The sequence below is a fragment of the Vibrio gazogenes genome (assembly GCF_023920225.1).
Lineage (GTDB): Bacteria > Pseudomonadota > Gammaproteobacteria > Enterobacterales > Vibrionaceae > Vibrio > Vibrio gazogenes.
Genome location: NZ_CP092587.1, coordinates 2,651,492 through 2,668,060, shown reverse-complemented (window position 1 = coordinate 2,668,060; position 16,569 = coordinate 2,651,492). Strand labels below are relative to the sequence as shown.

Annotated in this window: 14 protein-coding genes; 11 read left to right on the top strand and 3 right to left on the bottom strand. The window is 44.0% G+C overall.

The genetic code is table 11. The features are described from left to right. Position 1 precedes the first annotated feature (1 nt). Positions 2-553 carry a hemerythrin domain-containing protein gene (locus MKS89_RS11900; RefSeq protein WP_072956083.1) on the top strand — a complete coding sequence of 184 codons (552 nt, stop codon included), beginning with the start codon at positions 2-4 and terminating at the stop codon, positions 551-553. 39 nt (positions 554-592) lie between these two features. On the opposite strand, the gene MKS89_RS11895 is transcribed toward MKS89_RS11900, so the two are convergent. Next, the gene (locus MKS89_RS11895; protein WP_072956086.1) at positions 593-772 is read right to left on the bottom strand and encodes a DUF3545 family protein; all 180 of its coding nucleotides are present in this window, start codon (positions 770-772) and stop codon (positions 593-595) included. A gap of 670 nt (positions 773-1,442) precedes the next feature. Between MKS89_RS11895 and MKS89_RS11890 the strand changes: the two genes are divergently transcribed. The 7 genes from MKS89_RS11890 to deoD all read left to right on the top strand — a co-directional run bounded on the left by MKS89_RS11890 (position 1,443) and on the right by deoD (position 8,547). Beyond that, a complete protein-coding gene (locus MKS89_RS11890) occupies positions 1,443-2,870 on the top strand; it encodes an alanine/glycine:cation symporter family protein (protein ID WP_072956089.1) in 1,428 nt (475 codons plus the stop codon). A 165-nt stretch (positions 2,871-3,035) separates the two neighbouring features. Further along, positions 3,036-3,809, top strand: a complete 774-nt coding sequence (yaaA, locus tag MKS89_RS11885) for a peroxide stress protein YaaA (RefSeq protein WP_072956092.1) — start codon at positions 3,036-3,038, stop codon at positions 3,807-3,809. Between the two features lie 21 nt (positions 3,810-3,830). Then, complete coding sequence (locus MKS89_RS11880) at positions 3,831-3,974, top strand: DUF5363 family protein (RefSeq protein ID WP_159439607.1); 144 nt, start codon at positions 3,831-3,833, stop codon at positions 3,972-3,974. Continuing rightward, the gene (locus tag MKS89_RS11875; RefSeq protein ID WP_072956094.1) at positions 3,958-4,788 is read left to right on the top strand and encodes a TatD family hydrolase; all 831 of its coding nucleotides are present in this window, start codon (positions 3,958-3,960) and stop codon (positions 4,786-4,788) included. The genes MKS89_RS11880 and MKS89_RS11875 overlap by 17 nt, the downstream gene beginning before the upstream one ends. Positions 4,789-5,538: 750 nt before the next feature. Further along, positions 5,539-6,801: a NupC/NupG family nucleoside CNT transporter gene (locus tag MKS89_RS11870; protein ID WP_072956096.1), complete on the top strand. Its 1,263-nt coding sequence runs from the start codon at positions 5,539-5,541 to the stop codon at positions 6,799-6,801. Between the two features lie 212 nt (positions 6,802-7,013). Further along, positions 7,014-7,793 (top strand): deoxyribose-phosphate aldolase, encoded by a 780-nt coding sequence (gene deoC / locus MKS89_RS11865; RefSeq protein ID WP_072956098.1) that lies wholly within the window; start codon positions 7,014-7,016, stop codon positions 7,791-7,793. A gap of 34 nt (positions 7,794-7,827) precedes the next feature. Beyond that, the gene (gene deoD / locus MKS89_RS11860; protein WP_072956101.1) at positions 7,828-8,547 is read left to right on the top strand and encodes a purine-nucleoside phosphorylase; all 720 of its coding nucleotides are present in this window, start codon (positions 7,828-7,830) and stop codon (positions 8,545-8,547) included. A 43-nt stretch (positions 8,548-8,590) separates the two neighbouring features. On the opposite strand, the gene MKS89_RS11855 is transcribed toward deoD, so the two are convergent. Further along, positions 8,591-9,202, bottom strand: coding sequence for a YtjB family periplasmic protein (locus MKS89_RS11855; RefSeq protein ID WP_072956103.1), 612 nt, complete (start codon positions 9,200-9,202; stop codon positions 8,591-8,593). A 102-nt stretch (positions 9,203-9,304) separates the two neighbouring features. Between MKS89_RS11855 and serB the strand changes: the two genes are divergently transcribed. Then, the gene (serB, locus tag MKS89_RS11850) at positions 9,305-10,246 is read left to right on the top strand and encodes a phosphoserine phosphatase (RefSeq protein WP_072956106.1); all 942 of its coding nucleotides are present in this window, start codon (positions 9,305-9,307) and stop codon (positions 10,244-10,246) included. Positions 10,247-10,318: 72 nt separating this feature from the next. Here serB and MKS89_RS11845 read toward each other — a convergent pair whose 3' ends face one another. Beyond that, positions 10,319-12,667 (bottom strand): PilZ domain-containing protein, encoded by a 2,349-nt coding sequence (locus MKS89_RS11845; protein WP_072956109.1) that lies wholly within the window; start codon positions 12,665-12,667, stop codon positions 10,319-10,321. Between the two features lie 136 nt (positions 12,668-12,803). On the opposite strand from MKS89_RS11845, the gene radA reads away from it, so the two are divergent. Next, positions 12,804-14,183, top strand: coding sequence for a DNA repair protein RadA (gene radA, locus MKS89_RS11840; protein WP_072956110.1), 1,380 nt, complete (start codon positions 12,804-12,806; stop codon positions 14,181-14,183). 179 nt (positions 14,184-14,362) lie between these two features. Beyond that, the gene (fusA, locus tag MKS89_RS11835; RefSeq protein WP_072956113.1) at positions 14,363-16,450 is read left to right on the top strand and encodes an elongation factor G; all 2,088 of its coding nucleotides are present in this window, start codon (positions 14,363-14,365) and stop codon (positions 16,448-16,450) included. The last annotated feature ends 119 nt before the right edge of the window (positions 16,451-16,569 follow it).

Below are 16,569 nucleotides of genomic sequence, written 5' to 3'. Positions count from 1 at the left end.
CATGATGATAGAACGGATTCGCCGGGAACATGGTTACATGACCCGTTTATTAGCCATCCTCAAACGAAAGTTGCAAAGACTGAAGAGTGAGCAGGCTGTCAATTATTCCCTGATTAAAGAGATTGTCGATTATTTGTGTTCACATTCAGAAGCTGCTCACCATCCAAAAGAGGATTTAATCTACCAGTACTATATGGAAAAGTACGGGGAAAGGGAGTATATCGCTGATTTGGAAGCTGACCATCGTAATCTGTCGGAGAAAACACATGAGTTTCTTGGTGTGATTGATATGATTTTACAGGACGTTATTGTTCCTCAGGATGTGTTTATTAATCAGTTATCTGATTTTATTGTGGAACAGAAACGGCATTTGGATTTGGAAGAACAAGAAATTTTGCCGCTGATTAAGCAGACCTTTACTGTAGAAGATTGGCAGTACGTTGAAGGGCAATGGACAGAAAACGAAGATGACCCCGTTTTTGGTGAGACCATTGCTGATCGATATAAACAGCTTGCTCAGCTCGTTAGAGAAGAGATGCTGGAAGGCGAATAAGACGAAAAAAGGTTCCCGAACGGGAACCTTTTTACTTTATCAGATATCGATATCATCGAGTTCAAGACTGATATCCATCTCCATTAATTCTTTCTGTAATCGGCGTTTATCGCGTATTGCTTCTATTTCTCTCCACATTCGCTTGGTTGGTTTAGAGCGGGTTACACGGATTTTACTAATCTCTTTTTCAAGTATATCTTCAAAGTGCAAATCATCCATAATTAGCCTCTTCTATTATGTATGCTCTATGACGAAATCTGCTCTGTATGAGTCTTAAATATCACAATCGCAGTAAGTATATCTATGATATGTTTCTCATTTGTTTCGATTTGATGACTTATTTCTGAACAAAGATCCCTATTTTTATGCTGAGGAAAATGAAGTTGTACGTTTTTTGTTCTATCAGCGTCGCGAATATACTGTAAATTTTTCTGAGATTGTTAACAAACTTGAGTGATAGACAACTGAATGTGTCAATGTTGAGGTGATGTTCCAAGCGGATCCGGTGACTTGTCTTCGGTAACGTCTTAGGTAACTGTCAACATTGGTGAAACGCTTGAATCATGCAATGCCTCTGTCGCTCTAAAATTCGCTTTTTTTAACGGGTTTGTAAAGCATTATTTTAAATAAATGTTATTTTTTTGTTTTTAATTTGTTCTGTTTTGTTGTGGGTATGATTATAGAAATAGCGTTTGCGAGCAGTGTTGTGTATTGATTTTTTGGTGGTTCGATAGCATTATCTTCCGCGCCGAGTGAATGTGTTTGCGTTTTATTCGGATATATATGCGAGGACAACAGGGACTGTTGCTAAATTAATTATTATAAGATAGGGACATATCAAGTGATGGTGTAGAGCAAACTTATGCTCTGAACTCTTAAAGAGGTTCTTGTGACAGACTTAATCAACTTATTAAATGACCTGCTTTGGGGGTCAATCCTTGTTTATCTATTGGTGGGCGTCGGGATTTACTTTACTATCCGACTTGAATTTATTCAAATTCGTCATTTCCGCCATATGTTCAGTGTGTTGAAAAATAGCCGTAAATCAGATAAGGCAGGCATTTCTTCTTTTCAGGCATTATGTACCAGTCTTGCTGCCAGAGTCGGAACCGGAAACATGGCAGGGGTTGCCGTGGCACTGACAGTCGGTGGGCCGGGCGCCATTTTCTGGATGTGGATGACTGCGATGGTCGGGATGGCAACGTCCTTTGCCGAAAGTGCATTGGCGCAATTGTATAAGACCAAAGATCGGGATGGTAATTATCGTGGTGGTCCTGCTTATTACATGGAAAAAGGCTTGGGAATGCGTTGGATGGGAATCCTGTTCTCTATTTTCCTGATGATTGCATTCGGTCTGGTGTTCAACGCCGTGCAAGCCAACTCGATTACCAATGCCATGAATACCGCATTTGGCTATGAACCCATGTATATCGGTGTCGGTATTGTGATTTTAGCAGCGTTTGTGATTTTCGGTGGTATCCGGAAAATTGCCCGCACGGCTGAATTAATTGTTCCGGTGATGGCTCTGGCCTATTTGGCGATTGCGGTTTTCATTCTGCTGACGAATCTTGAGAAGCTTCCGGCAGTTTTTGGCCTGATTTTTAAAAGTGCTTTTGGCTTTCAGGAAGCTGCTGCCGGTGGTCTGGGCTATATGATTGCTCAAGCTATGATCAATGGTGTCAAACGTGGCCTGTTTTCAAATGAGGCCGGGATGGGATCTGCACCGAATGCTGCTGCAACGGCTACACCGTATCCACCGCATCCTGCATCTCAGGGCTATGTTCAGATGCTGGGGGTGTTTATTGATACCATCGTGATCTGCTCTGCCACGGTTGCGATTATCTTGATGTCAGGCGAGTACGTACCACATGGTGAAATCACCGGGATTGAATTAACGCAACGTGCGCTGGATTCTCAGGTCGGTGGATGGGGCAGTATTTTTGTTGCCTTTGCCATTTTCTTTTTTGCTTTCACATCCATTATTGCCAACTACTCCTATGCTGAGACTAACTTGGTGTTTCTGGAACACAATAATAAAAGAGGTTTAGCAATTTTCCGGGTGGTTTTCCTGGCGATGGTTATGTTTGGTTCTTTAGCAACATTGCCGACTGTTTGGTCAATGGCGGATGTTTCCATGGGACTGATGGCAATTGTGAATCTGATTGCGATTCTGTTGCTATCCGGCATCGTGGTGAAATTGGCAAAAGACTATAACCGCCAGTTGAAAGCCGGAAAAGTACCGACCTTTAATGTGAAGGACTACCCTGAATTGCAATCTCAGTTAGAAGAAGGCATTTGGGAAAACCCGAAAGATTAATTATCGGTAAAACCAATAATAAGGATTGAAAAAGCCATGCAGACAACGCATGGCTTTTTTTGTACGCTATACAATAGAACATGTCGTGTTCACCGTGAATCCGGTTCGTTATGACCGTCATACATATAACATCAATATAATGATCAGCAGAGAAAGGAATAGAGTATGTTAATCGTCGTTTCCCCCGCTAAAACACTGGATTATGAGTCGCCTTTAAGGACCGATAAACATACGTTCCCTGAATTGCTCGAACATTCAAAAGTTTTAATTGATGTTTGTCGTCAGCTCACCCCGGCTGATATTGCTTCACTGATGAAAGTGAGTGATAAGATTGCCGGCCTCAATGTCGCCCGATTCGCAGAGTGGGAGAACACATTCTCTTTTGAAAACGCTCGTCAAGCGATTCTGGCATTCAAAGGGGATGTTTATACTGGCCTTGAAGCTGAAACCCTTTCTGACGATGATCTGGATTATGCACAGTTGCATTTGCGGATGTTGTCTGGTCTTTATGGTTTACTGAAGCCCCTTGACCTAATGCAGCCTTATCGGCTGGAAATGGGGACTAAACTGACCAATCCTCGTGGTAACAATCTCTATCAGTTTTGGGGGAATGTGATTACAGAAAAGCTCAATGAGGCGATTCAGGCGCAGGGTGATGACATTTTGGTCAATCTGGCTTCCAACGAGTATTTTAAATCGGTTCAGGTTAAATCTCTGGATGCTCAAGTGATCACGCCGGTGTTTAAAGATTGCAAGAATGGTCAATATAAAGTGATTAGCTTCTATGCGAAAAAAGCAAGAGGCATGATGGCTCGTTATATCATTGAGAATCGAATTTCGTCTGTAGAGAAATTGTTGGACTTCGATGTTGCCGGGTATCGCTATGATGCTGGAGAGTCCACAGCAACCGAGTTAGTATTTAAACGAGAAGAACAATAATTGTGTTCGGAGGATAGGCTGATGTGGTGTTGGTTGAAACGTTGTTTGGCGCGTTACGATAGTTGGTGTCTGCGTATGGGCTTAACACCGGCACAAAAACGAAGTTGTGTCCCTTATCGGAGTGAAACGACCGATGCAAAGCAAGAGCATGACCAAGATCGTTAAGCCTCGATTATTTGATACACCCCGATTGTTTGATACACATTGTCATTTTGATTTTGAGCCATTTCAGTCTGAGAGCGTATTACACTGGCAACAGGCTTCTGATGCCGGTGTTTCACGACTCCTGATTCCTTCGGTGGGGATCGGTAACTGGGATGCGGTACAAGAACTGACGACCATCGCACCGCAGCAATTATTCTATGCCCTTGGTTTCCACCCCTATTTTTTAAATACCGATTGCGCTGAAATGAGCTGCTCTGAACGCATGAGCTTTCTGGAAGCACGCTTGGTTGTTGCTGATGAAAATTGTGTGGCAATTGGAGAGTGTGGATTGGATGCCGTTGTTGATGTTCCGTCAGCGCTTCAGGAAGCGATCTTTATTGCTCAACTGAGTATCGCCCAGAATGCCGGATTGCCAGTGATTCTCCATAGCCGGAAGACCCAGTCACGCTTATTACAGTTGATTAAACAGCATCAATTTACCCGTGGTGGTGTACTACACGCATTTTCAGGCAGTGAACAGCAAGCGCAGGCATTTATTCAATTAGGATTTAAAATTGGTATTGGCGGTGTGATTACCTATTCAAGGGCTGCCAAGACGCGTCGCGCCGTTGCTCAGCTTCCGATAGAGGCTTTGGTGTTAGAAACAGATGCCCCGGATATGCCATTGTTCGGATTACAGGGGCAGTCAAATCATCCCAAATATTTACCACTGGTTTTGCAAGCTTTGGCGCAACTGAAGGAGTGTGCCGTCACAGATATTGCCGAGCACTTATGGCAGAACAGCCATCAGATCTTTGGCCTTGACGCAGATTGACTGGCTGAAAACAGACTTCTTATTTGAGCAATAAGTCCCTTCATTTTTCACTTCTATGTTTCTATATCCTTATATTGAAATCCCATTTTTGGTCTACTTTTAATATCAACATATTCACTGAATGCATTTATAAATGCATAGATTAGGTAGACGAGCAGTCGGACGGTGGTGTTAATAAAAGAATGTCTTTTCTACTTAGATCACATTTTTATTGACATTTAATGTGGTATTTAACTGTTTGTGTTTGTTTTTTGTTAATATCGGCATGTTTTACAGTAAAAGATGTGATTTTTTTGAGAGTCGTATCATTTATTTTTGTAATTTAACTAGTTTTGTTTCATTTTGGTGCAATTTCAAGGACAAGAAATTCAACATCAACTAGTTGATATTTCTATATAATGTAATATTTGATATGCCACAACAATTCTCAAATGGTATATCTGATATAGTTATTTTGCCGACTGATTCTATTTTTTGGTGCAATCGTTGGATGTATGCAAATAATCTCATTGTGTGTTTGTTGCGTATAACCTTGTTTGCTTGATGTTGATTTTTTGTTAACTGATGATATTAAATGGTTTTTAGTTGGGCAGTTTTTGTGATTAGCATCAATAATTGTGGTGAATGATTTTTCTTTTGTGGATAAATGTGTGACCCGTAATTGCTTTTGGTTTGGGGCATCGTATAATCCGCCACCGAAACGTCTTCCTCCACTCAAACGAATAATTCACATATAAGGAATCATAAACTATGGGCTTGTTTATGAGCTTAGTAGGGATGGTTGTTCTAATTGGAATTGCCTTTCTGCTTTCAGATAATCGTAAAGCGATCAATTTTAGAACGGTTGGCGGAGCTTTTGCCATCCAATTTTTATTAGGTGGTTTTGTTCTTTATAACCCTTGGGGACGCGATCTTCTGGCGGGGTTAACCGCTGGTGTGCAGAACGTCATTAACTACGGTAAAGATGGCACAGGGTTCTTGTTCGGCAGTTTAGTCAATTTTTCGGTTGATGGATTAGGCTTCATCTTCGCGTTTCAAGTGCTCCCGGCTGTTGTGTTCTTTTGCTCTCTGATTGCGGTGCTGTACTACATTGGTGTTATGCCGATTGCCATTAAAATTATTGGTGGTGCGTTGCAGAAAGCATTGGGAACATCTCGTGCGGAATCCATGTCTGCGGCTGCAAACATCTTCGTCGGACAAACCGAGGCGCCATTAGTGGTGCGTCCTTACGTTCCGAAAATGACACAGTCTGAGCTGTTTGCCATCATGTGTGGTGGTTTAGCTTCGATTGCGGGTAGTGTACTTGCCGGATATGCTGCGATGGGTGTTCGTTTGGAGTTTCTGGTTGCAGCATCTTTTATGGCCGCACCGGGTGGTTTACTTTTTGCAAAAATTATGAAACCAGAAACCGAAACGCCCCATAATCAGGAAATAACGAATTTTGACGAAGGCAATGATAAGCCATCGAACTTGATTGATGCCGCAGCAAGCGGTGCATCGACAGGGATGCAACTGGCGTTAAATATTGGTGCAATGTTACTGGCATTTATCGGTTTGATTGCTTTGGTCAACGGTATGCTTGGCGGTATCGGTGGCTGGTTCGGGATGCCTGAACTTTCTTTGGATTTGCTGCTTGGTTGGTTGTTCTCACCATTGGCTTATATCATTGGTGTTCCTTGGGCTGAGGCAACAACAGCCGGTTCGTTTATTGGGCAGAAAATTGTGTTGAATGAGTTTGTCGCTTATTCCAACCTTGTGCCTTACATGGGTGATCATGCTCAGGTTGTTGCTGCGACAGGGCAAGTGATGTCAGAGAAAACAACTGCAATTATCTCCTTCGCCCTGTGTGGTTTTGCGAATTTATCTTCAATTGCCATTTTGTTAGGCGGTTTGGGGGGAATTGCACCGAACCGGAGACATGATATTGCCCGGATGGGTGTGCGAGCTGTCGTTGCCGGGACATTATCTAATCTAATGGCTGCAACGATTGCCGGATTCTTCCTCTCTTTCTAGTGAGAGTAGGGTGAACAGTCATGATGATATGTGCCTCAGGGGGATACCTTGAGGCCTTTTTTATTTGTGATGATTCTAATCGCCAATAACATAATGAGATACAAACCGATTGCGTGATCGGTAGAGCGGTTATTCTCCTATATCCCTGACTTGTTGATAAGATAAAATAGTCGGATGTCGATTTGAGATGGTTTATTAAAATGGAGTTATGTATGAACGAATTACAGTCAGCGGCTCAACGGGCGTTAACCTTAATGGATTTAACTACGTTGAATGACGATGATACTGAAGAAAAAGTGATTTCGTTGTGTCAAAGTGCGAAGACGCCTTTTGGAACAACCGCTGCGATTTGTATTTATCCTCGCTTTATCCCTATCGCTAAAAAAACGCTCCGGGAGCAAGGTACGCCGGATATCAAGATTGCAACGGTCACTAATTTCCCTCACGGGCGAGATGATATTGAGTCTGCGCTTGCAGAAACTCGGGCTGCGGTTGCTTATGGTGCGGATGAGGTCGATGTTGTTTTTCCTTACCGTGCTTTAATGAACGGGAATGAGCAGATTGGTTTCGATTTAGTCAAACAATGTAAAACGGCTTGTGGTAGTGATGTACTGCTAAAAGTGATTATTGAAACGGGTGAATTAAAAACAGAAGCACTGATTAAACAAGCTTCTGAGATTGCGATTCGTGCGGGTGCCGACTTTATTAAAACGTCAACCGGGAAAGTAGCAGAAAATGCAACGCCTGCTTATGCCAAGATGATGTTGGAAGTTATTCGTGATCTGGGTGTTGCGGGTAAAGTTGGTTTTAAACCAGCCGGTGGCGTAAGAACCGCACAAGAAGCTGCACTTTACCTGTCGATGGCTGATGAAATCATGGGTGAATCGTGGGCTGACAGTCGCCACTACCGTTTTGGTGCATCCAGTTTGTTAAATGCGCTATTGGCAACATTGGAAGGCACAGAAGTTTCTCAAAGTTCTGATTCATATTAATCAGCGTGATCTGATAGTTAGTTAAGGAGAAAAAATGGCTACGCCACATATTAATGCTGAAATGGGAGATTTTGCCGATGTCGTCTTGATGCCGGGAGATCCACTGAGAGCAAAATATATTGCTGAAACTTTTTTAGATGATGTCGTACAAGTTTGCGACGTGAGAAATATGTTCGGTTATACCGGAACATATAAAGGGCGGAAGATCTCTGTGATGGGGCATGGTATGGGGATTCCATCTTGTTCTATTTATGTCACAGAGCTGATTAAAGATTTTGGAGTCAAGAAAGTGATTCGGGTTGGCAGTTGTGGAGCGGTTCGTTCAGATGTTCATATTCGTGATGTGGTCATCGGAATGGGGGCTTGTACCGATTCTAAAGTCAATCGTATCCGCTTCAAAAATCATGACTTTTCAGCCATTGCTGATTATCAGATGGTGAAAGCGGCTGAAGAAGCCGCCAAAGCTCGCGGTGTTGATGTGAAAGTCGGTAACCTGTTTTCAGCCGAGCTATTTTATACACCGGATCCAGACATGTTTGATGTGATGGATAAATACGGCATTATCGGTGTAGAGATGGAAGCTGCCGGTATTTATGGTGTTGCTGCCGAATATGGTGCGAAAGCACTCACGATTTGTACCGTATCCGATCATATCAAGACTGGTGAACAGACCACCGCTCAGGAACGTCAAACGACATTCAACGACATGATTGAGATTGCACTTGAATCCGTATTGATTGGTGACGCGCAGTAAGACTCGACTTTGTTGAGTGATTGAACGTGCAGGGTGACTGTCGTCATCCTGCATTTTTTAACAGTAAATTCTCACCTTGACGGACACGTCTTTTTTGACGACGGAGTAATAAGGTCAGCAGAATACCGCTGGTAAAGCTTGCCAAGATCATTAAATACATATAACGATCACTTTTCCGGTAATGGTGATCAGATATAGCCGTCACTTTCCCCGTTTCAAAAGTAATGCGAATGAAACCGATCACGTTGTTGTCGTGTAACACCGGTTCAACCAACTGTTGCCTACCAATGCTTGCCGTTTTCAACGGAGTATCCAGACCTAAGACATCCCTGACGCTGAGCGCTGAGTCGCTTGCGGCAATTTGTACGCCTTCTGCATCATAGATCGTGGCATCAAACACTAATCGATCACGTGCCAGTTGATTGGTCAGCGATTTCAGTTTTTCTTCATCCTGCTCCGCTAAAAAGCTACTGGCCGTGAGTGAGGCTTGTGAGATCAGCAGTTTGGTCAGCGTCTCCAGTTGATTCGTCTGAATTTTTTCATTGCCCTTACTAATCATCACGCTGTTTTCTGCCGTAAAGACAAACATCATAACAACACTGAGGACAGCAATGATACGTAGAAATACGCGTAACGAAAACAGGGAACCACTCATCGTACCTTAACCACAAGAATTTTTATCAGAAGTCATATTGATACTTGCGTTTTTAAATTGCAATAGGTTAACGTCGGGTTACTTTCATTACAGGTAAATTTCATGAACTCGCAAAAGACATTGTTAATTACACAAAAGACGGCACTCGCAGAACAGTTACAGCAACGGATACAACATGTTCAGGCGAACTGGATTTTATACAGTGCCTCCCTGTCTCCTGATTTTTTTACACAGCTTGATGAATTAACCGGCATGTTCAATCCAATCAATCGGATTTGGCGCGTAGGCCACTATGATGTCGCTTTAATGGCAGGAGATTTAACCGCATCTCATGAAAAGAGCCTTCAACAGTTGCAGGTTGATTATGCTTGTCTTGAAGCGCTGCCCGATTTAAGCCAACCGGGCTTGTTACTCATGGACATGGACTCGACAGCCATTCAGATTGAATGTATTGATGAAATTGCCAAACTGGCGGGAGTTGGTGCGGAAGTATCAGCCGTCACGGAGCGAGCGATGCAGGGTGAGCTCGATTTCGAGCAGAGTCTCCGTCAGCGTGTTGCTCAGTTGACCGGTGCGGATGCAAATATTCTCGCACAGGTTCGGGCGGTGCTGCCTTTGATGCCGGAATTGCGTGAGTTGATCTCAGCATTAAAAGACTTCGGCTGGCGAACTGCGATTGCGTCCGGTGGGTTTACTTATTTCTCTGATTATCTGCAAGAGATGCTCGCGCTGGACTTCGCTCAGTCTAATGTACTGGAAATTGTCGATGGTCAACTGACGGGTAAAGTGTTAGGTGAGGTTGTTTCTGCACAGACCAAAGCCGATATTTTACGAAGCCTGACGACGCAGTACAATCTTCAATCGGCCAATACAGTTGCGGTTGGTGATGGTGCGAATGACTTGGTGATGATGGATGCTGCCGGATTAGGAATCGCGTTCCATGCAAAACCGAAAGTCGAAGCTCAGGCTCAGTCTGCGATTCGCTATGCGCAGCTAGGTGGCATTCTCTGTATTTTATCAGCAAGTTTGGTATTACAGTCTTAATCAATTGAGTCACAGTCGTTGTGAGCGCAAGAAACAGATGGTACTCGTATCTTGCGCTCCTTCCCATGTGAATTAGTTGATTTCCAGACGGAGTAGTACCTCTTCGGTAATATCAAAAAACTCACCATAACCGACAATAGAAGCAATCGATTTTTCGATGGCTTTGGCATAATGCATATTAATTAGTGACAACTCATCCAGATCGGAACGTAATAATTTTGCCACTGGGTGGAATACTGCGATTGCACAATATCTGAGGATATAAATATCCCCCATCGCTAACGATTCTTGAATGAAGGATATTCGTTCTTGGGTGGTTGTAAAATCAGATAACAAGCGTGTTTCAAGCGACTGGACCCGACTACCGAATTTCCTGACGGAAAAATAGATATCAAAATGGTGAGGTTGTGCGCCATCAACATGTTTCATCGGTTGCGCGATCAGAGTATTACTATGTCCTTTGAAAATCGGATCCAGGGATATATAGCCTTCTCCATGTCCGAGTTTTGCCAGCAACACCTGATAGGGCTCGAGTGAGCGACTGACTCCAATTGCTGTGGTTTTGAGATAGGCGCCTTGTCGTTCGACAAAGATCGGTGAGCAGACAATCTTATCCAAGAGAATATGATGCAGTCCCTCGAGTAGTGCTAAGGTGGGTCGTATTTCGTCATTTTCGATTAATTTATCTCGGTTGCTTTCAATTAACCGATTGAAAAAACGGATTATTTTTATCGTTTGACTATCTTCCTGAATGGCAAGCTGAATACGCTGACCATTTGGCGTGATTCGGGCGACTTGATAGGGGACCTGATCCAGCAGTAATTTCTTGTTATAGAGTTTGAGTTCAATAAAATCGACCTTGATCAGATCCCCGACCTTCAAGACAACGGGGGTTTCAAGGGTGATATAAACTCCCCGTTTGGACAGATCAATGGTTTTGCCGTTGATAACATCGCCTTGAGCGGTTTCGATAGAGACCTGTGAACTCAGCCGATAGCGGGGCTCTCTGCGTTGAGAGCGGGCATCAAAGAAGATTGAAACAGGATAACCACTCACTTTTCTCGGATGACGGAAAATATTTAATTCACTGCTAGGCATTTTCGGTTTATCGACCAGCAGGTAATCTGCAGCGGTTTCTGGATTACTGACCTCTTGCAATATCCCACAGTGAGTCAGTGAGGAAAGATGCTTAGTCAGCTCCGGTGATTCTGTGGCAAGACTTTTCCGTTCCTGAGCGCTGAGTTCAAACATTGAGATTCGAAAAGCTCGCCACGATTCCTTTTTGGCACCGATGTGCCAAAATAATTTGCGCAATTCGGGCGTCGCTTCTGACTTCATCATGGAAAAAAACAAACATTTTCCTTGATAGTCGTGTTTAAAAGTATAGAGGGTATTACTACTTTCACTCACACCTTGTTTCGCAAGAAGTGACATCCGTTGCTGGTTAAACAGATTGCCCAACGACTGCTGATTTCTTTCATCATGCCAATACTGCCAGATATTGTGGTTGCTTTCGGTCAAAAGAACAACTTTGAGCTCATCGCCCTCAAAAAACACCGGAAGCTGACAAGCATGCTTCAGAAATGTATGTTCGTAGGCACGGGTTCTGGCCCGCATGATTTTGTCTTGATTATCGTGGCGCACTTTCTGCGTTTCATTGAACAGGTGCTCCTGAATGACTTGTTCGATCACCTGTGTCTCGGTCAGTTTGATCAGTCGAAGAAATTTTACTGCATCATTTTCAAGAGATTCATCGATACCGAGTATACGGTACTCGATTGGAGATTGGAGGGCTTCAAGGTGCGGGTGTTTCAGCTCAAGTTCCGAGAAATGAAGCTGGATGCTTTCTCCCAATTTATAATCAAATGCCGCAGGCACTTTGATTTTTGCGCCAGAAGGGGAAAAATCGAGTGTGACGGCAACAAGCCGTTGTCCATTGGATAATGTCACATCAACCTGTGAAGCAAACTTCATCCGGTTTTCTTTGCGCTTCAGATCGTAGCCTAATTGAATCGTTTCTACTTCAAAAGGGCTATCTGAATCGGTAAGACTGGGCTGGTTGTCGGTATTTCTCTCTTTCATCACCCGAAAATTGTTGCGGGTATTATAAAGCGCTTCCCATACACCTTCGGTATAACCACCAAATTTTTTGATATATTTGTAATAGTCATTAAAAGCGACATCATCGAGCCAGTGACGCAGACCATTCAGGAGATATTCTCGACATTCACCCTGAACACGTCCACGGAGATCGACGATCTTGGTGCAAGGACCCATGACTCGATTTAGTTCCATTTTTACAAGTAATTTAGTCGAGGGCTGTTCACCTTCCGTTATCTGTGACAGAATTTTTTCAAAATCCTCTGACTTATAAGCTGGAATTAATTTTTCCGCGATAGATCTAATTTCTGTTTTTTGCATAATTATTTATGATGTCCACGCTCTGAAATAATTATCGGCTTTTTTTGTCAATAATTTAATGAGTTATTTATTATTTTCGGGTCTACTCGAATTAAATTGTATACTGAATCACATTCCATAATCGAGTTGAGGGGATATGGCGAAGACAAAAAGAGCATACGTTTGTAATGATTGTGGTGCGGATTTTCCTCGCTGGCAAGGGCAATGTAATGCATGTGGTGCATGGAATACCATTACGGAAGTCCGGCTGGCAGCCTCTCCTCAGGTTTCTCGGAACGAGCGATTGAGTGGTTATGCCGGTGGCGTGACTGAAACGAAGGTTCAAACACTGGCTGATATTGATCTACAGGAACTGCCTCGTTTTACCAGTGGGTTCAAAGAGTTAGACCGTGTTTTGGGTGGTGGTGTCGTCCCCGGTGCTGCCATTTTGATCGGTGGCAATCCAGGGGCTGGGAAATCAACGTTATTGTTACAGGTCATGTGTTATCTCGCCAGCGGGGTTCCGACGCTATATGTCACCGGTGAGGAGTCGCTCCAGCAGGTTGCAATGCGCGCTTCTCGTTTGGGATTGCCGAAAGATCGGCTCCGCATGTTATCTGAAACCAGTGTTGATCGAATTTGCCAGATTGCAGAACAAGAGCAGCCGAAGGTTATGGTGATTGACTCGATTCAAGTCATGCATATTGCTGATGTTCAGTCATCGCCGGGCAGTGTGTCTCAAGTCCGGGAATCTGCTACGGCATTGACTCGTTATGCGAAACAAAATCATGTTGCACTGTTTATTGTCGGCCACGTGACAAAAGATGGTACGTTAGCTGGGCCGAAAGTGCTTGAACATATTATTGACTGCTCAGTGTTATTGGATGGCGGAACCGACAGTCGCTTCAGAACGCTCAGAAGCCACAAAAACCGCTTCGGGGCGGTGAACGAGCTGGGTGTTTTTGCGATGACCGGACAGGGGATGAGAGAAGTCACTAATCCCTCTGCTATATTCTTATCCAGAGGTGAAGAAGAAACATCCGGTAGTTCAGTCATGGTTGTCTGGGAAGGCACGCGACCACTCTTGGTCGAGATTCAAGCACTGGTAGATTACTCGCAACTTGCGAACCCGCGCCGGGTGGCAGTCGGCCTTGAGCAGAACCGTCTTTCTTTACTTCTGGCTGTGTTACATAAGCACGGTGGTCTGATGATGGCTGATCAAGACGTGTTTGTGAATGTAGTCGGCGGGGTGAAAGTGACCGAAACCAGTGCGGATTTGGCGCTGGTGATGGCATTATTGTCGAGTTTTCGGGACCGGGCTTTACCCAAAGATGTGGTCATTTTTGGTGAAGTTGGGCTTGCGGGAGAGATTCGCCCTGTACCAAGTGGTCAGGAGCGGTTAAATGAAGCTTTTAAGCATGGGTTTAAAAAAGCCATTATTCCTTATGCAAATATGCCGAAAGGCGGCATTGAAGGGATGCAAATCCATGCGGTGAAAAAATTGGCCGATGCGATTCAAGCATTTGATGAGCTTTAACAGCACAGATTGAGAAATTTAGCTTGTTTCTCAAATGAATAACCAGCGAAAATATTGAAAACCGCCTTGAAATAAGGCGATGGAAAATATTTTTCACCAAACCGCGAGCGGGGCTATCAGTCTTGACGGATTATGATATACTCTGCGCGCACTTTATACCTTATTAACAGAGTAAGACAATGGCAGATTTATCGAAATACAGAAACATTGGTATTTTCGCGCACGTTGACGCGGGTAAAACCACTACCACTGAGCGTATTCTTAAGCTTACTGGTAAAATCCATAGAACTGGTGAGGTTCACGATGGTGAATCTACTACGGACTTCATGGAGCAGGAAGCAGAGCGCGGTATTACTATCCAATCAGCTGCGGTAACTTGTGAGTGGAAAAACCACCGTCTAAACGTTATCGATACTCCTGGACACGTTGACTTTACAGTAGAAGTATACCGTTCACTGAAAGTTCTTGATGGCGGTATCGGTGTATTCTGTGGTTCTGGTGGTGTTGAACCACAATCAGAAACTAACTGGCGTTACGCGAACGAATCAGAAGTTGCACGTATCATCTTCGTTAACAAACTGGACCGTATGGGTGCAGATTTCTTCAACGTTGTTGAGCAAGTGAAGAACGTATTGGCAGCAACTCCATTGGTAATGACTTTACCTATCGGTCGTGAAGACGAATTCGTGGGCGTTGTTGACGTTCTGACTCGTCAAGCCTACGTATGGGATGACACAGGTCTACCAGAAAACTACGAAATCAAAGATGTTCCAGCAGATATGGTTGATCAGGTAGATGAATACCGTGAGTACCTGATTGAAACTGCTGTTGAACAAGACGACGACTTAATGATGGCTTACATGGACGGCGAAGAGCCTTCTATCGAAGACATCAAACGTTGTATCCGTAAAGGAACACGTGATCTAGCATTTTTCCCAACTTACTGTGGTTCTGCATTTAAGAACAAAGGTGTTCAGCTAGTTCTGGACGCAGTTGTTGATTATCTGCCAAACCCAACAGAAGTTGATCCACAAGAACTGACTGATCCACAAACTGGTGAACCTACTGGTGAAGTGGCGAAAGTAGACGCAGCAGAACCACTGAAAGCGTTGGCATTCAAAATCATGGATGACCGCTTTGGTGCTCTAACCTTCATCCGTATCTACTCAGGTGTGATGAAGAAAGGCGATACAATCCTTAACTCAGCAACAGGTAAAACTGAGCGTATCGGCCGTATGGTTGAGATGCAGGCAGATGACCGTACTGAAATTACTTCAGCACAAGCTGGTGATATCATCGCAGTTGTTGGTATGAAGAACGTTCAAACTGGTCACACGCTGTGTGATCCAAAACACGAATGTACTCTTGAGCCAATGATCTTCCCAGAACCAGTAATCTCTATCGCGGTTTCTCCGAAAGATAAAGGTTCTACTGAAAAAATGGGTATCGCGATCGGTAAGATGGTTGCAGAAGATCCATCATTCCAAGTTGAGACTGATGAAGATTCAGGCGAAACCATCCTGAAAGGTATGGGCGAACTTCACCTGGACATCAAAGTAGACATCCTGAAACGGACTTACGGCGTTGAGCTGGAAGTTGGTGCGCCTCAGGTTGCTTACCGTGAAACGATTACCAAAGAAATCGAAGACAGCTACACGCACAAGAAACAGTCTGGTGGTTCTGGTCAGTTCGGTAAGATCGATTACCGTATCAAACCAGGTGAGCCAAACTCTGGCTTTACTTTCAAATCAACTGTTGTTGGTGGTAACGTTCCTAAAGAATTCTGGCCTGCAATCGAGAAAGGCTTCGAAGGTATGATGCAGCACGGTGTTCTGGCTGGCTTCCCGACTCTGGACGTTGAAGTTGAACTGTTTGACGGTGGCTTCCACGCAGTGGACTCATCTGCAATCGCATTTGAAATCGCAGCGAAAGGCGCATTCCGTCAGTCAATGCCAAAAGCAGGCGCACAGCTTCTTGAGCCAATCATGAAAGTTGACGTGTTCTCACCAGAAGATAACGTTGGTGACGTCATCGGTGACCTGAACCGTCGTCGTGGTATGATCAAAGACCAACAAGCTGGTGCGACTGGCGTACGTATCAAAGCAGACGTTCCTCTATCAGAAATGTTCGGCTACATCGGTACACTGCGTACGATGACTTCAGGTCGTGGTCAGTTCTCTATGGAGTTCGAAAGATACTCGGCATGTCCAGCAAACGTTGCTGAGAAAGTGATCGCTGAAGTTAAAGAACGTAACGCGAAGAAGTAATTCTTCTGGGTTAACCCTTTAACGATAAAGCCCCGTTAGCGAAAGCTGCCGGGGCTTTTTGTTGTCAGTTCTAAACCGATGGTGATGTTTTTCACTCCGCGAATTTGCGCTGAAGCTTT

Coding starts and splice junctions, on each gene's coding strand:
- MKS89_RS11895 (WP_072956086.1), bottom strand. CDS start 772: ATGGATGATTTGCACTTTGAAGATATACTTGAAAAAGAGATTAGTAAA.
- fusA (WP_072956113.1), top strand. CDS start 14,363: ATGGCAGATTTATCGAAATACAGAAACATTGGTATTTTCGCGCACGTT.
- radA (WP_072956110.1), top strand. CDS start 12,804: ATGGCGAAGACAAAAAGAGCATACGTTTGTAATGATTGTGGTGCGGAT.
- MKS89_RS11900 (WP_072956083.1), top strand. CDS start 2: ATGATGATAGAACGGATTCGCCGGGAACATGGTTACATGACCCGTTTA.
- serB (WP_072956106.1), top strand. CDS start 9,305: ATGAACTCGCAAAAGACATTGTTAATTACACAAAAGACGGCACTCGCA.
- deoC (WP_072956098.1), top strand. CDS start 7,014: ATGAACGAATTACAGTCAGCGGCTCAACGGGCGTTAACCTTAATGGAT.
- MKS89_RS11875 (WP_072956094.1), top strand. CDS start 3,958: ATGACCAAGATCGTTAAGCCTCGATTATTTGATACACCCCGATTGTTT.
- MKS89_RS11870 (WP_072956096.1), top strand. CDS start 5,539: ATGGGCTTGTTTATGAGCTTAGTAGGGATGGTTGTTCTAATTGGAATT.
- MKS89_RS11845 (WP_072956109.1), bottom strand. CDS start 12,667: ATGCAAAAAACAGAAATTAGATCTATCGCGGAAAAATTAATTCCAGCT.
- MKS89_RS11880 (WP_159439607.1), top strand. CDS start 3,831: ATGTGGTGTTGGTTGAAACGTTGTTTGGCGCGTTACGATAGTTGGTGT.
- MKS89_RS11855 (WP_072956103.1), bottom strand. CDS start 9,202: ATGAGTGGTTCCCTGTTTTCGTTACGCGTATTTCTACGTATCATTGCT.
- deoD (WP_072956101.1), top strand. CDS start 7,828: ATGGCTACGCCACATATTAATGCTGAAATGGGAGATTTTGCCGATGTC.
- yaaA (WP_072956092.1), top strand. CDS start 3,036: ATGTTAATCGTCGTTTCCCCCGCTAAAACACTGGATTATGAGTCGCCT.